General features: G+C 72.3%; 13 protein-coding genes. 10 read left to right on the top strand and 3 right to left on the bottom strand.

What is annotated here, in order from left to right:
• Positions 1-137: 137 nt before the first annotated feature.
• Positions 138-941 (top strand): ArsR/SmtB family transcription factor, encoded by an 804-nt coding sequence (locus HDA43_RS26445; RefSeq protein ID WP_312873546.1) that lies wholly within the window; start codon positions 138-140, stop codon positions 939-941.
• 62 nt (positions 942-1,003) lie between these two features.
• The gene (locus HDA43_RS26440) at positions 1,004-1,513 is read left to right on the top strand and encodes a hypothetical protein (RefSeq protein WP_179826140.1); all 510 of its coding nucleotides are present in this window, start codon (positions 1,004-1,006) and stop codon (positions 1,511-1,513) included.
• Between the two features lie 24 nt (positions 1,514-1,537).
• Here the strand turns inward: HDA43_RS26440 and HDA43_RS26435 are convergent, their stop codons facing one another.
• A complete protein-coding gene (locus tag HDA43_RS26435) occupies positions 1,538-1,837 on the bottom strand; it encodes a DUF2530 domain-containing protein (protein ID WP_179826138.1) in 300 nt (99 codons plus the stop codon).
• 154 nt (positions 1,838-1,991) lie between these two features.
• On the opposite strand from HDA43_RS26435, the gene HDA43_RS26430 reads away from it, so the two are divergent.
• From HDA43_RS26430 to thpR, 4 genes are all read left to right on the top strand, one after another.
• On the top strand, positions 1,992-3,431 hold the full coding sequence (locus tag HDA43_RS26430) for an NCS2 family permease (protein ID WP_246424516.1): 1,440 nt from the start codon (positions 1,992-1,994) through the stop codon (positions 3,429-3,431).
• Between the two features lie 391 nt (positions 3,432-3,822).
• On the top strand, positions 3,823-4,275 hold the full coding sequence (locus HDA43_RS26425; RefSeq protein WP_179826536.1) for a MarR family winged helix-turn-helix transcriptional regulator: 453 nt from the start codon (positions 3,823-3,825) through the stop codon (positions 4,273-4,275).
• 170 nt (positions 4,276-4,445) lie between these two features.
• On the top strand, positions 4,446-5,741 hold the full coding sequence (locus tag HDA43_RS26420; protein ID WP_179826534.1) for an MFS transporter: 1,296 nt from the start codon (positions 4,446-4,448) through the stop codon (positions 5,739-5,741).
• Positions 5,698-6,270, top strand: coding sequence for an RNA 2',3'-cyclic phosphodiesterase (thpR, locus tag HDA43_RS26415; protein WP_179826134.1), 573 nt, complete (start codon positions 5,698-5,700; stop codon positions 6,268-6,270). The genes HDA43_RS26420 and thpR overlap by 44 nt, the downstream gene beginning before the upstream one ends.
• A gap of 262 nt (positions 6,271-6,532) precedes the next feature.
• On the opposite strand, the gene HDA43_RS26410 is transcribed toward thpR, so the two are convergent.
• The gene (locus HDA43_RS26410) at positions 6,533-7,501 is read right to left on the bottom strand and encodes an aldo/keto reductase (protein ID WP_179826132.1); all 969 of its coding nucleotides are present in this window, start codon (positions 7,499-7,501) and stop codon (positions 6,533-6,535) included.
• 165 nt (positions 7,502-7,666) lie between these two features.
• Between HDA43_RS26410 and HDA43_RS26405 the strand changes: the two genes are divergently transcribed.
• Both HDA43_RS26405 and HDA43_RS26400 read left to right on the top strand, forming a co-directional pair.
• Positions 7,667-8,269 (top strand): RNA polymerase sigma factor, encoded by a 603-nt coding sequence (locus HDA43_RS26405; RefSeq protein ID WP_312873544.1) that lies wholly within the window; start codon positions 7,667-7,669, stop codon positions 8,267-8,269.
• Complete coding sequence (locus HDA43_RS26400; RefSeq protein WP_179826130.1) at positions 8,262-9,488, top strand: CU044_5270 family protein; 1,227 nt, start codon at positions 8,262-8,264, stop codon at positions 9,486-9,488. Before HDA43_RS26405 ends, HDA43_RS26400 begins: the two co-directional genes overlap by 8 nt.
• 266 nt (positions 9,489-9,754) lie before the next feature.
• On the opposite strand, the gene HDA43_RS26395 is transcribed toward HDA43_RS26400, so the two are convergent.
• Positions 9,755-11,224 (bottom strand): AAA family ATPase, encoded by a 1,470-nt coding sequence (locus tag HDA43_RS26395; protein ID WP_312873543.1) that lies wholly within the window; start codon positions 11,222-11,224, stop codon positions 9,755-9,757.
• 166 nt (positions 11,225-11,390) lie between these two features.
• Between HDA43_RS26395 and HDA43_RS26390 the strand changes: the two genes are divergently transcribed.
• Positions 11,391-12,527 (top strand): YjiK family protein, encoded by a 1,137-nt coding sequence (locus tag HDA43_RS26390; RefSeq protein WP_218912423.1) that lies wholly within the window; start codon positions 11,391-11,393, stop codon positions 12,525-12,527.
• Positions 12,528-12,770: 243 nt separating this feature from the next.
• Positions 12,771-15,704: an SCO7613 C-terminal domain-containing membrane protein gene (locus HDA43_RS26385; RefSeq protein WP_179826128.1), complete on the top strand. Its 2,934-nt coding sequence runs from the start codon at positions 12,771-12,773 to the stop codon at positions 15,702-15,704.
• The last annotated feature ends 32 nt before the right edge of the window (positions 15,705-15,736 follow it).

Below are 15,736 nucleotides of genomic sequence, written 5' to 3'. Positions count from 1 at the left end.
GGAATCGTTCCGGGCGGCGCGTTGTGCGTCATGCCGGGTGGGCGCGTAGTGCCTGGTCGCGCCCGATGGTCATGAAGTCAGGCGAGCGGAGATCCATCACTTGACGTTATGCAGGCAAATGCCTGCATAACGGAGGCGTGAGCCTCGAAGCGATGGACTCGGTCTTCAAAGCGCTGGCCGACCCCACCCGGCGACTTCTGCTCGACCGTCTGCGCGAGCACAACGGCCAGACGCTGAGCGAGCTGTGCGAACGCCTGGACATGGCGCGCCAGTCGGCGACCCAGCACCTCGACATCCTTGAGCGGGCCAACCTCGTGACCGTCGTACGACGCGGACGGGCGCGGCTTCACTACCTCAACCCGATACCGATCCACGAGATCGAGGAGCGCTGGATCTCGGGGTTCGACAAGCCCCGCCTACGGGCGGTCAGTGCCATCAAGAACCAGGCAGAGGAGTACGCCATGACCAATGGACCCGCGTCCGTGCCGACCTACGTCTATGTCACCTACATCCGCGCGAGCGCGGAGCAGGTGTGGCGGGCCCTGACGGACGCGGACCTGACGGCGCGTTACTGGGGGCACGCCAACGTGTCGGACTGGCAGCCGGGCTCGGCCTGGGAGCACCGGCGCGTCGACGGATCAGGCGTCGTCGACGTCGCCGGCCAAGTGATCAAAGCCGACCCCCCGACGCGCCTGGTCATCACCTTCGACGACGCCCCCGACGCCGAATCGCCGAGAGAGCCGTCGGTCGTCACCTTTCTCGTCGAACCACACCGGGACATCGTCCGCCTCACCGTGACCCACGAGAATCTTCCCAACCAGGAGATGCTCGACGGCATCTCACGCGGATGGCCGGCCGTGCTGGCGAACCTCAAGTCGCTGCTTGAAACCGGCGAGGTCCTCCCACAGGCGCCATGGGAGATGCACGAAGCCCATGCCTGAGACGGCATCGGACACGACCCTTCCCGTTCGCCCCCGCCCGCGACCGCGGAAAGAGGACTTCGATGGACACCATCCCCCTGCGAGACGCCTACCGCGCGCTGCTGGACGCCGCTGCCACCGTGGCCGGCTCCGGCGAGCCCAGCCCTCTCCCGCCGGCCGGTGAGTGGAACGCCGACCAGATCCTGGCGCATGTCGCCATCGTCAATGCGGCCACCATCGCAGCCGTCTCAGCCGTCGCTTCGGGAACGAACACGACCTACGACAACCGCATGGCGCTCGACACCTGGACCATCGAGCGCCTCATCGCGCTCGCCGGCGGCAACGCGGGGCTTCGAGACCGCATCCGTCTCCAAGCGGACGCCCTCTGCGCACTCGGGGGACCGATGCTGAGCGACGCCGAACTCGACACACCGGTGCCCACCCGGCTCCTGTCCAAGGACACCGTCCTGGTCGATCAGCCCATGCCGCTGAGGGACCTCATCAAGGGCCTCGCGGAGGCGGAGCTGCCCGGCCACACGCGGCAGCTCCTGGCCCTCCTTCCGAGCGGTGCCGCGGCCGAAGCCGCAACGTGACACTCCGGCGCGCGGCGACCCCGGTCAGGCGGACGGCGGGGTGGGGGAGATCGGGGGGATCGCGGTGGCGGGCTCGACCGGCTCCTCACCGGGAGCCGGGGCCGAGGCCGGGGCGTGCCGGTCGCGCCGCCGGACGAACCACAGGCCGAAGACGCCGCCGCAGATGCCAGAGACGCAGGTCCAGATCCACCAGCGGTGCCCGGCGTCGGGGCCGACGATCAGAAGCGCGACGAGGGCGGCCGCCCACAGGCCGATGCCCGTGAGGATCGTGGCCGTGTCGTTGGTCTTCAGCGGCTGGAGATCCGAGGGGCGAGACTGCTTCACGTGAGCCAGCGTAGGCGACGGGGGCTCACCGCCCGCAACCTGGCCCTGTGAGATCGCGAATCGGTCGCGAAAACATCACCATCGCGGCCTGGCCCTTCCGGCGGCGGACACGCACTGTCACCCTGCGTCCGTGACTGACAGTAAACCCACCCAATTGAGCGGTCTTGACCGTTTCTTTAGCATTTCCGAGCGCGGATCGTCGGTCGGCCGGGAGGTCCGGGGCGGCCTGGCGACCTTCTTCACGATGGCCTACATCGTGGTGCTCAACCCCTTGATCATCGCCACCGCCAAGGACGCGGACGGCCAGTTCATCGCCGACGCGACCTCCGCGCCCACCGGCCTGGTGGCCGCCGGGACCGCCTTCGTCGCCGGAGTGCTGTGCATCCTGATGGGCGTCGTCGGGAAGGTCCCGTTCGCGATGGCCGCCGGGCTCGGCCTGAACGCCTTCGTCACCTACGGCATCGCCTCGCAGATGTCGTGGGAGGCGGCCATGGGCCTGGTCTTCCTCGAAGGCGTGATCATCGCCCTCCTGGTGCTGACCGGGTTCCGGACGGCGGTGTTCAACGCCATCCCGCCCCAGCTGAAGACCGCGATCAGCGTCGGCATCGGCCTGTTCATCGCGCTGATCGGCTTCGTGGACGCCGGTTTCGTCCGCAAGGCGCCGGCCGTTCCGCTGGAGCTGGGCATCGGCGGCAACCTGACGAGCTGGCCGATCTTCGTGTTCGTGGCCGGCCTGCTGGTGCTCGTCATGCTCGTGGCCCGCAAGGTGAAGGGCGCCATCCTCCTCGGCATCGTCGCGACCACCGTCCTGGCGATCGTCGTGGAGGCCGTCGCCAAGGTCGGCGGTTCGGGCACGGCCGACCACCCGAACCCCGGCGGCTGGCGGCTCGTCGTGCCCGCGATGCCGGAGAAGATCTTCGGGTTCGAGAACCCGCTGGTGCTGTTCAAGGAGTTCGACCCGTTCGGCGCGTTCGGCTCCGTCTCGGTCATCGTGGCGCTGCTGCTCGTCTTCACCCTGCTGATCACCGACTTCTTCGACACCATGGGCACGATCGTCGGCGTCGGCGGGCAGGCCGGTCTGATCGAGGAGGACGGCACGCTGCCCCGGACCCGGGAGATCCTCCTGGTCGACTCGATCGGCGCGGCGGTCGGCGGCGCGGGCTCGGTCTCGTCCAACACCACCTACGTCGAGTCGGCGGCGGGCGTCGGGGAGGGTGCGCGCACCGGCCTGGCCAGCGTCGTCACCGGCGTGCTCTTCCTGCTGGCGATCTTCGTCTCGCCGCTGGTCGCGGTCGTCCCGCACGAAGCCGCCGCCCCGGCGCTGGTCGTCGTGGGCTTCCTGATGATGACGGCCATCCGCGAGATCGACTTCACCGACTACGAGATCGCCATCCCGGCGTTCCTCACCATCGTGCTCATGCCGTTCAGCTACTCCATCGCCAACGGCATCGGCGCGGGCTTCGTCAGCTTCGTGCTGATCAAGCTGGCGAAGGGCAAGGTCCGCGAGATCCACACCCTGATGTGGGTGGTCGCGGCGCTGTTCGTCCTCTACTTCGCCCTCGGCCCGATCAAGTCCCTCCTCGGCGTCGGCTGAGAGACGCGCGGGAAAGGCCGTCGTGGCGGTGCGGGCCGCCACGACGGCCTTTCCCGTTTCGTGCGGACCCGTAAGGCCACGCGGGCCCGGGTCGTCCGGGCACGAGAAGAGGGGCCGTCCCCCCGAAGAGGGAGGGCAGGCCGGCCAGGGGCGCATCACCACGGCGGCCGGCGGCCTCCACGCCGTGTGGCGGGCCGCCCGGCGGACCGGGTGGCGGCCGCGTGGAAGGACCCTTCGCGGGGTCCGGCGGAGGGGCGGAGGGCGCTCGCCGTACTCTGCGAACATGCGGCGGGCGCCGCTGCCCGGGGCCGGTGACGCGCGCGAGAAACCCTTGCCCCGCCGGGAATTCCGTAGCGTCGTATATAGTTAGCAAAGGTAATGACGCATGATAATGAACCCAAGCAAGGATCAGCGCGCGAACCTGCGCAGCGACGCCGGTCTGGCCTCGGCGCTGCGCGTGTCGCTGGCGCGCCTGAACAGACGCCTGCGCAGGCAGGCCGCCGGACACTCGTTGACCCCCACCCAGCTCGCGACGCTCGCCGCCGTGGAACGGCATTCCGGGATAACCCCCGGCGAATTGGCCGAGCTCGAGAAGGTGCAACCGCCCTCGATGACCCGCGTGACCTCCGTACTGGGCGAGCGAGGGCTGGTGTCGCGCACACCGCACCCGACCGACCGGCGCCAGGTGACGCTGAGCGTGACCGAGGCGGGATCGGCGCTGCTGAAGGAGGAGCGCCGCCGCAAGGAGGCGTGGCTGACGCGGCAGTTGAAGGAGCTGACACCCGAGGAGAGGGCGGTGCTGCGGCAGGCGGCTCCGATTCTGGAGAAGCTCAGCCGGATCTAGCCGAACCTGAGGAACCCAGGGCCTCGGCGACCCCGCAGGACGCCGAGGCGCGTGCCGTACCGGAGGAGGGGCCGGTACGACGGGTCACGCGGCGGGTGACGCGCGCGGTGCCCGGGTGGCGGGCGGCCGCGCGCCGCCGCCGGACCGCGCGGGCGGCGGCCGCGGGTGAGCTGCAGGCCGTCGAGACCAGGACCGTTCAGCCCGTCCCCAAGTCGACGGGCGGGACGTTCCGGTCGCTGCGCATCTACAACTACCGGCTGTTCGCCATCGGCGGCGTGATCTCCAACGTCGGCGGATGGATGCAGCGCACCGCGCAGGACCTGCTGGTGCTGGACCTGGCGCACGGCAGCGCCTTCGCCCTGGGCCTGACCACCGCGCTGCAGTTCCTGCCGCTGCTGCTGTTCGGGCTGTGGGGCGGCATGCTCGCCGACCGCTACCCCAAGCGGCCGCTGCTGATGGCCGCCCAGTCGCTCATGGGCCTGCTGGCGCTGACCATGGGCGTGCTCGTGGTGACCGGCAGCGCGCAGGTCTGGCACGTCTACGTGATGGCCTTCGTCCTGGGCCTCATCTCCTGCGTCGAGGTGCCGACCCGGCAGTCGTTCGTCGTGGAGATGGTGGGCCGCAAGGACCTGTCCAACGCCGTCGCGCTGAACGCCTCCAGCTTCAACCTGGCCCGCGTGGTCGGCCCGGCCATCGCGGGCGTGCTGATCTCCGCGCTCGGCGGCACCGGCCCGATGTTCCTGGTCAACGCGCTGTCGTTCGGCGCGGTCCTCGCCGGCCTGGGGATGATGCGGGCCTCGGAGCTGACCGCCCCCGACCCGGTGCCCAGGGCCAAGGGCCAGCTCCGCGAGGGCCTGCGGTACGTGCTGGCGCGCTCCGAGCTGCTGCTGCCGATACTGCTGGTCGCCTTCGTGTCGCTGTTCACCCAGTCGTTCTCGATGTCGATCGCGCTGATGGCCCGGCAGGTCTTCGGCGCGGGCGCGTCCTCCTTCGGTCTGGCCTCCAGCATGTTCGCGGTGGGCGCGCTGGGCGGCGCGCTGCTCGCGGCCCGGCGGGTACGGCCCAGCCGCAAGCTGCTGATCGGCGGCGCGCTGTCCTTCGGCGTGGCCCAGATCGTCAGCGGCCTGGCCATGTGGTACCCGCTCTACCTGCTCTTCCTCATCCCCGCCGGGATCGCGCTGATCACGGTCAACACCGCCGCCAACACCAGCGTCCAGCTCGCCGCCTCGCCGGAGATGCGCGGCCGGGTGATGGGCATCTACGTGCTGGTCTTCACCGGCGGCGCCCCGATCGGCGCGCCGCTGCTCGGCTGGGTCGCGGAGGTCGGCGGCCCCCGCACGGGCGTCGTCATCGGAGGGGTGCTCACGATGCTCGGGGTCGGCGCGGCGATAATGCTGACCAGGGTGATCGGCAGGAGGACGCATGCGGCTGTTCGTCGGGCTACTGCCGCCGCGGCAGGTGCGTGACGAGCTCGCCCGCGCCCTGGAACCCCACCGGGCGGCCTGGCCCGAGCTGCGCTGGCTGAACATGGAGAGCTGGCACGTGACGCTGTCGTTCCTGGGCGAGGTCCCGGAGACGGTCCTGCCCGGCCTGCACATCCGGCTGGCGCGCGCCGCGTCGCGCTACGAGCGGATGACGCTGTCGTTCGCGGGCGGGGGCGCCTTCCCCTCCGCCCGCCGGGCGCGGGTCTTCTGGGCCGGGCTGCGCGGCCCCGAACCCCGGCTCGTCCGCCTGGCGGACTCGCTCGGGGCGGGGGCGTTCCGGGCCGGGGCCGAGCAGGCCGACCGGCGGCGGCTACGGCCGCACCTGTCGCTGGCCAGGACCCGCTCCGGCGTCGACGTCCAGGACCTGGTGGACGCCTTCGCCGCGTTCACCGGGTCCTCCTGGGAGGCGGACGCCGTGCATCTGGTGCGCAGCCACCTGGGGGCGACGGTCCGCTACGAGACGATCGAGGAGTACCCCCTCGCGGCGCCCGCACCCGGTGAGCGGGGCTAAGCTCCAAAGCGTGGATCGTCCCCGTCGCTGGCTGCTGCCCACGGTGCTCGCACTGCTCGTGCTGCTCGTGGTGATCGGCGCCCTCGTCTCCTAGGCTCCCCGGGCCTGTTTCCGGGCCCTCGCCGTCCGCTCCCAGGGCTCCCCGCGGCTTTCCTGGACTCCCGCCGTACGGCTCGGCCGCGCGGTCTCCGCGCGCCCCCGCCGTACGGCCCGCGGCCCCCGCCGGGACGGGGATCCGCGGGCCGTGTCCGCCGGTCGTCCGCTACCAGGCGTACTCCTCGGGCGACGTCCTGAACCCGGGGAAGATCTCGTCCAGGCGGGTCAGCGCCTTGTCATCCAGCGTGATCTCCAGGGCCTTGACGGTCCCGTCGAGCTGCTCGGTCGTGCGCGGGCCGATGATCGGCGCGGTGACGGCACGCTGGTGCAGCAGCCAGGCCAGGCCGACGTTGGCCGGGTCCTCGCCGAGCTCGTCGCAGAACGCCTCGTACCGCTCGATCTTGTCGCGGTGCTTCTCCAGCTCCTGGACGATGTGCTCGGCGGCCGAGCGACCCTTGTCGATCTTCCGGAGGATGCCGCCGAGCAGGCCGCCCGCCAGCGGGCTCCACGGGATCAGGCCCAGGCCGTAGTCCTCACAGGCCGGGATGACCTCCAGTTCGGCGGCGCGGACGATGAGGTTGTAGTGCGACTGCTCGGAGACCAGGCCGAGGCCGCCCCGGCGCCGGGCGGTCTCCTGCGCCTTGGCGATGTGCCAGCCGGCGAAGTTGGACGACCCCACGTACAGGATCTTGCCCTGCTGCTTGAGGATGTCCATGGCCTCCCAGAACTCCTCGAACGGGGTGTTCCGGTCGATGTGGTGGGCCTGGTAGAGGTCGATGTAGTCGGTCTGCATCCGCTTCAGCGACGCCTCGGCGGCCCGGCGGATGTTGAGCGCCGACAGGCGGCCCTCGTTGGGCCAGTCGCCCATGTCGCCGTAGAGCTTCGTGGCGATGACGGTCTTCTCGCGGCGGCCGCCGCCCTTGGCGAACCATCGCCCGAGGATGTTCTCGGTGATGCCCTCGCCCTTCTTCCACCCGTAGACGTTGGCGGTGTCGAAGAAGTTGATCCCCAGCTCGTGGGCGCGGTCCATGATCGCGAAGGAGTCTTCCTCCGAGGTCACAGGGCCGAAGTTCATGGTGCCGAGGCAGAGGCGGCTGACCTTCAGGCCGGTACGGCCAAGCTGTGTGTAATCCATGACCTTCACCCTAAATACCTGGAGCGCGCTCCAGGCGAGTCCGTCGCGCGGAACTCCGGCGCCGACAGGCGTCATCGATGACCGTCTCGCGCACCCACCGGCGCAGGCCGTGAAGTCGGACGGGCTCTGCGACGGACTAATGGTGTATCTGGAAGAAGGGACACCATGCGGATGACCGCTCCCCCCGATTCGCCGGGGAGACTTGACGACGCCACGCTCATCGAGCAGTCGCGGCATCGGCCCGAGTCCTTCGCCACGCTGTACGACCGCCACTTCGGCGATATCTACCGCTACGTCGCCGCGCGGATCGGACCGCAGGCCGCCGACGATCTGGCCTCCGAGACCTTCCTGGTCGCGTTCCGCAAGCGAGACGGCTTCGACCCCGAGCGTGGCGCGGTACGCCGATGGTTGTACGGAATCGCCACCAACCTCCTCGCCGACCATCGCCGAAGCGAGACCCGGAGGCTGGAAGCGCTGGCCAGGGTGCCGGTGGACAGTCCCGCCGAAAGCGAGCACGCCGACCGCGTGGCGGCGCAGGTGACCGCGGCGGCCACGCAGCGCCGACTCGCCGCGGAGCTCAGCCGGCTGCCCGATGGCGAGCGGGACGTGCTGCTCCTTGTCGCGTACGGCGATCTCAGCTACGAGGAGATCGCTCAAGCCCTCGACATCCCTCTGGGCACCGTGGGCTCCCGGCTCAACCGGGTCCGCAGAAAGCTGCGCGCGGCGCTGAACGACATCACTGCTGAATCGGGAGGATCCGATGGATGAGCCGCACGACGACCAGGACTTCCGTCAGCCGGTCGAGCCGCACCACGTGACCGCTGTACGCCACCTGCTGGGATCCCACGAACCCTCACCCCGCACGGTCGCGGAGGGTCGCGCCCGGCTGCTCGCCGAGGCGGCCGCGACCGCCACGGTCAGCGGCCTGGAACCCGTACGGCGGAGGCGGCACGGACGGCGGGGCCGGCGGGTCGGCATCGGGCTGAGCCTCGCCGCGGCGGCCGCGGTGGCGGTTCTCGTCCCCATGGGGCTGTCCGGCAGCGGGACGTCCATCGCACCTCGCACCGGTACGTCGGTTCCCGCCACGACCGAACTGACCGCCCGGCAGGTCCTGCTCGCCGCCGCCGTCGCCGTGGAGAAGGCCCCTGCGAGCGGCGACTACTGGCGCATCGCGATGGTCGACCAGTCGACGCTGACCGACCCCACTCGCAGCTATGTGATCGAGATCAAGCAGTCCCGGGAGGAATGGCTGACGGAGCGGCCGGGTCTGCAGAGCTGGCGTGTCCGGCAGTATCTCGGCGCCAAGCCCGCGACCCCGCGGGACGAGGAGGCATGGCGGGCCGCGGGGGCGCCCACCAGCTGGCGGTACCCCGAGGACATGAAGAAGGAACAGTTCGCCGCCCCGCCGCCCGGGGAGTCGTTGGAGGCGGCGGCGGGCGAGCGGATCGCCGAGCGGCTTCGCGGCCGCTGGAGGGGCACGGCCGGTGACCTGGTATGGGATTTGATCACCTGGCAGGAGGCGCGCGCGATCCCGGGCGACCCCGGGAAGCTCCGGACGTACCTGGAACAGTACGTCCGGCGGCAGGTGGCGCACCCTGACTCCGGGATGGACGTGGAGAAGGAGATGCCGCAGCTCCTTCGGGCGGTCTGCATACGGATGATCACCAGCTTGCCGGTGTCCCCCGAGGCTCGCGCGTCCGCCTACCGGATCCTCGCGTCCCTGCCCGGCATCCGGGCCGAGGGGGAGATCACGGATCCGCTGGGCCGGCGCGGGCAGGCGCTCGTCTATCGGGAGGAGGCCGAGCCGGGCCTGTTCACCGAGATCCGTTTCGTGGTCGATCCCGGCACCGGCCTGCCGCTCGCCGAAATGCGGACGAACGTGGCCAAGGGTGCCGACGGGCGGCCGGTGGAGATCCCCTCATCCACCTCGTACCAGGCGATCGGCTGGACCGACGAAAGACCGGAACCGCCCGCCCACCGGGACTGAGGCGCTCACCGATCCGCGCGCGGGGACCAGGCGGGGGCCGGCCCCCGCGCGCGGCCCTCTCATCGATCATTCGCCGCCGAAGCCGCCGAAGCCGCCGAAGCCGCCGAAGCCGGCGGGGGCGGCGGGGGCGGCGGGCGAACAAGTGGACGGGACTCTTCACGGGTTTGGGGGAGTGGAGTCCGGCGGGAGCGTTGGAGAACGGGTTCCCGCCGGACTGATATGCCGCACCACCCGGCCGTCCGGGCGGGGATGGCGGATCCCCCGCCTCACCCGGCTGCCCGGCCGTACAGGCGGGGGAGGTCGACGAGGACGATCCGGCCGTCGCGGGCGGCCGCCGCGCGCAGCTCGGCGTCGAACCCGGCTCCGCTGTAGCAGAGCAGCGACGTGCCCTCGGTGTCGTATCCCTTGACGGCCAGTAGCTCTCCGGCTCTGCGCAGCCGTTCGAGATGGCGCAGCCCCATGACCTTCCCCCATTTCGCCTCGCCCAGGGCGATGACGCGTGGGCGGGCACCCGCCTCGCCCGGGGCGACCGCGGCGACGTCGACCTGGATCGATCTCCTGTCGGAGGGGTCCGGGACGACCCCCGGGGACACCTGTCCCGGCAGTTCGCCGAACAGGTCCAGGCTGTTGGCGATGGTGAACTCCCGGCACAGCTCCTCGAAGTGCGGGCCGACGACCTGGGAGAGGAAACCGCTCCTGGACACCTCCCACGCCTGCCCGGCCAGCCCGCGCTCAAGGAAGCTCCAAGTGCGGCGCATCACGCTCTCGTAGAAGGTGATCAGCGGCTCGGTGATCCGGTAGGTGAACTTCCCCGGCCTGAAGGTGTCCTGTTCCCGATGGATCAGGCGGCTGTCCTCCAGCACCGTCAGGGGATGGCCGATGTGGGTCGAGGGGCGTCCGAGGTATCCCGCGATGCCGCCGCGCGTGTTGTGCCCGGTGGCGATGGCCCCCAGAACGGCGTGGTAGAGGGCCGGATCGCGGATCTCGGTCTCCTCCGCGAGGAGATAACGGGCCTCCCGGAAGAGGGGGACCACGGGATTGAGCACGGTCCTGACCACCCAGTCGTCGAACTCCGCGAGCGACGACGGCGCGTCGGAGTGGATGAACTCGTGCCGGTACGCGGGCGTCCCGCCGACGACGGAGTGGAGGAGCACCGCCAGCTCGTGGTCGGAGTCGCATCCCCAGAAGCGTGCGGCGGTGAGGTAGTCCATGGGACTGACGACGAGTTCGAGACTGGCCCGTCCCCGGAGCGCTGCGTCACCCGCGAGAAGGCCGCCCATCACCGACATCGCGGATCCGCAGAGCAGGGTCTTGGTCCTCGACCGGCGTGCGATGCCACCTGGATCGAGGGCCCGCTGGAACAGCGAGGGCAGAACGGGACTGGCCTTGGTGAGGTAGGGGAACTCGTCGATGACGACGATGCCGTCGGGGACCGTCGCATACAGGCGGTCGATGGCCTGGTCCCAGTTGTCGAACTGGTACCGTCCTCCGCCGCCCGCGTGGAAGGCCAGGGCTTCGCCGAACCGCCGGAGCCCTTCCGTCTCGGTATCCTCGCTGGCCGCGAAGTAGAAACCGCCGACGGCTTCGACGAGGGCATTGAGCAGGAAGGTCTTGCCCTGCCTGCGCCGCCCGCTCACCACGCCCAGCCGGGTGCTCAGCGCCTCACTCTCCACGAAACGGCTCAGCGCGGCCCATTCGGTGTCCCGGGCGAAGACGTACTCGGGCTTCCTGATCACTGTCGCGCTCCTTAGAGGTATACCTCTTAGAACTATAACTCTAAGAGGTATACCTCTAAGATCGTTTGGGGATGGACAAGCGATGACCGGCCGGGGCGGGCAGCGCAGGCGCGGGGCTGATCAGGCAGGCCGCTTCCGCGGGCCGATCGCAGGGCATTATGGCGGGATGGGGAGTAAGGCGGGGGAGATCGTGGTCCGTACGCTCGCGTCGGCCGGGGCGGTCGTGCTGGCCGGCGCGGTGGCGCTCACCGGACCGCAGGCGCAGGCGTGGGCGGGGACGGGGACGGGGACGCGGGCGGCGGCGTGGGACGACGACGAGGGGAGGCCGCTGTTCACCTTCAAGGACCGGCGGATCACCGAGTCGAGCGGGCTGGCGGTCTCGCCGACGCACCCGGACGTCTACTACACCCACAACGACAGCGCGGCCGGGCCGGTCTTCTACGCCGTCGGGCCCAACGGCCGCACCCGCGCGACGTTCACCCTCCGGGGGGCGTCGGCCCGCGACTGGGAGGGGATGGCGGCGTCCAAGGACCCGGCGACCGGCCGGGGGGTGCTCTGGTTCGCCGACATCGGTGACAACTTCGACGGGGCGTGGCCGGACGTCTCCGTCTACCGGGTGGACGAGCCCACCACGATGCGTGACGCCACCCTGCCCGCCGTGCGCTACCGGTTCCGCTACGAGGACGGCAAGCACAACGCCGAGAGCGTCATGGTCCACCCCCGCACCGGACGGCTCTACGTCGTGACCAAGCAGTTCGCCGGCGGGGTCTACGCGGCGCCGAAGCGGCTGCGCACCGACCGGATCAACGTTTTCCGCAGGGTCGGCTCCGCGCCGATCATGGCCACCGACGCCGCCTACGCCCCCGACGGGTCGAGTTTCGTCATCCGCACCTACTTCTCCGCCACCGTCTACCGTGCGCCGGGCAAGGAGATCTCCCGGGTGTCGATGCCGCCGCTGGAGCAGGCCGAGTCCATCGCCTACACGCCCGACGGCAGGGCGCTGCTGACCGGGAGCGAGGGGGTCGGCAGCCCTGTGTACCGCGTCCCGCTGCCCGAGCGGGTGCTCCGCGAGATAGACGCGACGCGGGCGAAGGCCACGGGGGACCGAAAGGCCGCGCCGACCCCGACGGGGAGCGCGGACGGCCGGGCCACGACGGCTGCCGACGCCGGGCCGGACGCCCGGGGTGACGCGCGGGCGGCCGACGCCGACGCGGGGGTGCCGAACCGGGCGGTGGCGTTGTGGCTGGCCGTCGCGGCGGGAGCCACCGGCGTCATCACCTTCATCGCCCGCCGCGCCAGGTAGCCGGGCGGGGGCCTCGGCCCCGACGGTCAGGCAGGGGCCTTGGACTCGGTGGCTGAGCGGGGGCCTCGGACCCGATAGCCGGGCAGGGATCCCGGACTCGGCGGCTGGGCGGGGGCCTCGGACCCGATAGCCGGGCAGGGATCCCGGACTCGGCGGCTGGGCGGGGGCCTCGGATCCGGCGGCGGGCCGGGATGAGTGCTTTCCGCAACCGAACGGCAATCGGCGCCTGCCATCGTCGGCACCATGCCTGATCTAACCCCGCCCCCCGGTGCGCGGCGCCCGCTGGGAACGGGCTGCCCGGAATGCGACGCGCCCATCGACGCGACGTACGACCGCTGTCCCCGCTGCGCGCTGCCGTTGCGCGGGCCGGTGGCGACCCAGCTGTGGCACGTGGACCGGGCGCTGGCCGACCTTCGGGCCAAAGAGGCCGAGCTGCTGGAGCGGCGCGGTGGACTGCTCGCCCGGCTCAGGGCGGAACACGCCCCGGCCGCCGGGCCGGCGCCCGCGGGTTTCCCCGGCGGTCCCATCGGTCCCGATGGTCCCGGCGGTTCGGATGGCCCCGGCGGTCCCGCTGCCCCGCGCCGGGACTTCTCGCCGCGGGCCGTGCAGAACCTCCTCCTCACGCTCGGCGGCCTGCTCCTCGTCGTCGCGGCCGTCGCCTTCACCGTGGTGAACTGGGGACGCATCGGCATCGGCGGGCGGGCGGCGATCCTCGCCGGGTTCACCGCGCTGACCCTCGCCGCGCCGCGGCTCCTGGTGCGGCGGTCACTCGTCACCACCGCGGAGACCGTCGCGATGCTCGGCGTCGCCCTGCTTCTCCTGGACGGCTACGCGGTCCGGCGTGTCGGCCTGGCGGGAGCCGCCGACCTCGCCGGACGCGACTACGCCGCCCTGCTGTCCGCCGTGGTCGCGCTCGCCATGGCGGGGTACTCACGGCTGCTGCCGCTGAGGCTGCCGCTGCCGGTGGCGATCGGGTTCGCCCAGCTCCCGCTCCCGCTGCTGTTCGTGCACGGGGTGGACGTCCGGAGCACCGCGGCCCTCGTGGTCACGGCCGCGATCGACGCCGTCCTCGTGGGTCTGTTCGCCCGCGGGGCGCGAGGCCCGGCCTCCGTCCCCGGGACGGCGCCGAAGGCGCATGGCCCGAGGCCGGAGGCACACGGCCCGAGGCCGGAGGCACACGACCCGAGGCCGGAGGCACACGACCCGAGGCCGGAGGCACACGACCCGAGGCCGTGGGCGGGCGATCCGAGGCCGGAGGCGGGTGATCCGAGGTCAGAGGTGCACGGCCCGGGGCCCGAGACCGGTGACCCGGTGCCGGGAGCCGGTGGTCCGGCGCCGGGGACGCGTGGTTCGGGGCTGGGCGCGGGCGGGCGATGGGCGCGGGTGACCGCGTCCGCCTGCTTCGGTCTCGCCTGGGCGGCGGCCGCCCTCTGCGGATTCCTCCACACCTCCTTCGGAGTGCCGGCCTCTCCCGCGCTCCCGGGCGGTACGGCAGCCGGTCTCACCGGTGGGACGCTGCTGGTCGTGCTGGCCGTGATCGGGGTGGCCGTCGCCGTACGGCTGGGGGCTCCGGCGCGCACGGTCCTCGCGGCCGCGTCGGCGCTCGCGGCGGCCGTCGGCCTGGCGGCGCCCCTCCGGACACTGCTCCCGGGGGAGTGGTGGGCCGTCTCCCAGGTCACCGCGGCGCTGGTCGTCGCGGCGGTCGCGCTGTACCTGCCGGGCCCGGTGAACGCGCGGATCCGCCGAGCAGCGGGTACGCCGGTCCGCGGGGGCGTGCGGATCCGCCCGGCCGCCGCGGTCTCCGCCGGTCTCCTGGCCGGGCTCGTCGCGGTTCCCGTGCTCGCCGCCGGGATCCACGGGTTCTACCACCCGCTCGCCCGGCCTTGGGCGCCGCCGGTGGAGCACGTCCGGCAGCACCCGTCCCTCGTCGTCCTGGCGGTTCTCACGGTGGTCGCCCTGGCGGCGTTCCGCGGCCGGGCCGCCGGACGGGTCGGCGCGCTCGCGGCGGCGTCGGCCGCCGGGCCGGTGGTGCCGGCGGCGCTGGCGGCCTCGGCCGCCCCGCCGTACGGGGTGGAGGTGGCGCTGCTGGTCGCGGGAATCGTTCCGGCGGCGTGGGCGGCGGCGCGTGGCCGTGACGACGGGACGGCTTCCGCGGCAGGAGCGCCCCGAGCGATCGGCGCTGCCGGAGTGGCCGGTGCGGCCGGCGCGCTGTGGGCGGGGTCGATGGCGGTCTCCTGGGCGCTCGCGGCGGAATCCGCCACGCTGGCCGCGCTTCCGGCGGTGGCGGCGATCGGGGCGGCGGTCGCGGCGGCCGGCCGGGAGTCGGCCGTACGGGCCGGGGCGGCGGGCGTGGCGACGCTCCTCCTGGGCGGCGAGGCGCTGGCCGCCGGTCTGGCGGCGGGGTGGCCGGTACGGTACGCGGCGTTCGGCGCGCTGACCGTGGCCTGTGCGGCGGCGGTCGTCGCGGGCCGCCTGCGGCGGTCGGTGTTCGCGGCCGGGGTGGAGGCGGCGGGGTACGCCCTCGCCGCCGCCGGCCTGATCCTCGCCGTCACGGGTTCGCTCCCGGAGGCCGTCGGGAGCACGGGCTCCGGCGCGGACCTGCCGGTGATGGCGCTGGCCTGCGCGGTCGTCGGCGTGCTGATGGCCGGTACGGCGCTGCGCGCCGACCGGCGGCAGGCCGGATACGTGGGGACGGGCTTCCTGCTCGTGGCCTTCTGGCTGCGGCTGCTCGCCTGGGACGTGTCGGTGATCGAGGCGTACACGGTCCCGTTCGCGCTGGTGCTGGTGGCCTTCGGCCGGTGGCGGGCGCGCGGGGCGAGGATCTCCTCCTGGAGCGCCTACGGCACGGGCCTGGCCACCGGCCTGCTGCCCAGCGCTTTCGCGGTGTTCCAGGGCGAGGGCTGGGTCCGGCCGCTGCTGCTCGGCCTGGTCTCGATGGCCGTGCTGCTGGCCGGGGCCCGCTTGCGGCTCCAGGCGCCGGCCCTGCTCGGTGGTCTCACGCTGGCCGTCGTCGTCCTGCACGAGCTGGCCCCGTGGGTAGCGCTGGTCGTCGTGGCCGTGCCGCGGTGGGCGCCGATGGCGGCGGGCGGGCTGCTGCTCGTCGCGCTCGGCGCCACCTACGAGGCCCGGTTGAGGGACGTGCGCCGGCTGCGGGCGGCCGTGGGCAGGATGCGCTGACGACGCGCGGCTCCCACGCGGCTCCGGCCGGC

Origin of the sequence: Streptosporangium sandarakinum, from assembly GCF_013409935.1 — a bacterium.
Classification (GTDB): domain Bacteria; phylum Actinomycetota; class Actinomycetes; order Streptosporangiales; family Streptosporangiaceae; genus Streptosporangium; species Streptosporangium nondiastaticum.
The sequence above is the reverse complement of the archived record's forward strand: the minus strand, read 5'-3'. Positions and strand labels throughout refer to the sequence as shown.

Excerpts from the sequence above, each read along its gene's own strand:
- HDA43_RS26440 (WP_179826140.1), top strand. The coding sequence starts at position 1,004 with ATGGACACCATCCCCCTGCGAGACGCCTACCGCGCGCTGCTGGACGCC.
- HDA43_RS26425 (WP_179826536.1), top strand. The coding sequence starts at position 3,823 with ATGAACCCAAGCAAGGATCAGCGCGCGAACCTGCGCAGCGACGCCGGT.
- thpR (WP_179826134.1), top strand. The coding sequence starts at position 5,698 with ATGCGGCTGTTCGTCGGGCTACTGCCGCCGCGGCAGGTGCGTGACGAG.
- HDA43_RS26410 (WP_179826132.1), bottom strand. The coding sequence starts at position 7,501 with ATGGATTACACACAGCTTGGCCGTACCGGCCTGAAGGTCAGCCGCCTC.
- HDA43_RS26405 (WP_312873544.1), top strand. The coding sequence starts at position 7,667 with ATGCGGATGACCGCTCCCCCCGATTCGCCGGGGAGACTTGACGACGCC.
- HDA43_RS26400 (WP_179826130.1), top strand. The coding sequence starts at position 8,262 with ATGGATGAGCCGCACGACGACCAGGACTTCCGTCAGCCGGTCGAGCCG.
- HDA43_RS26390 (WP_218912423.1), top strand. The coding sequence starts at position 11,391 with ATGGGGAGTAAGGCGGGGGAGATCGTGGTCCGTACGCTCGCGTCGGCC.
- HDA43_RS26385 (WP_179826128.1), top strand. The coding sequence starts at position 12,771 with ATGCCTGATCTAACCCCGCCCCCCGGTGCGCGGCGCCCGCTGGGAACG.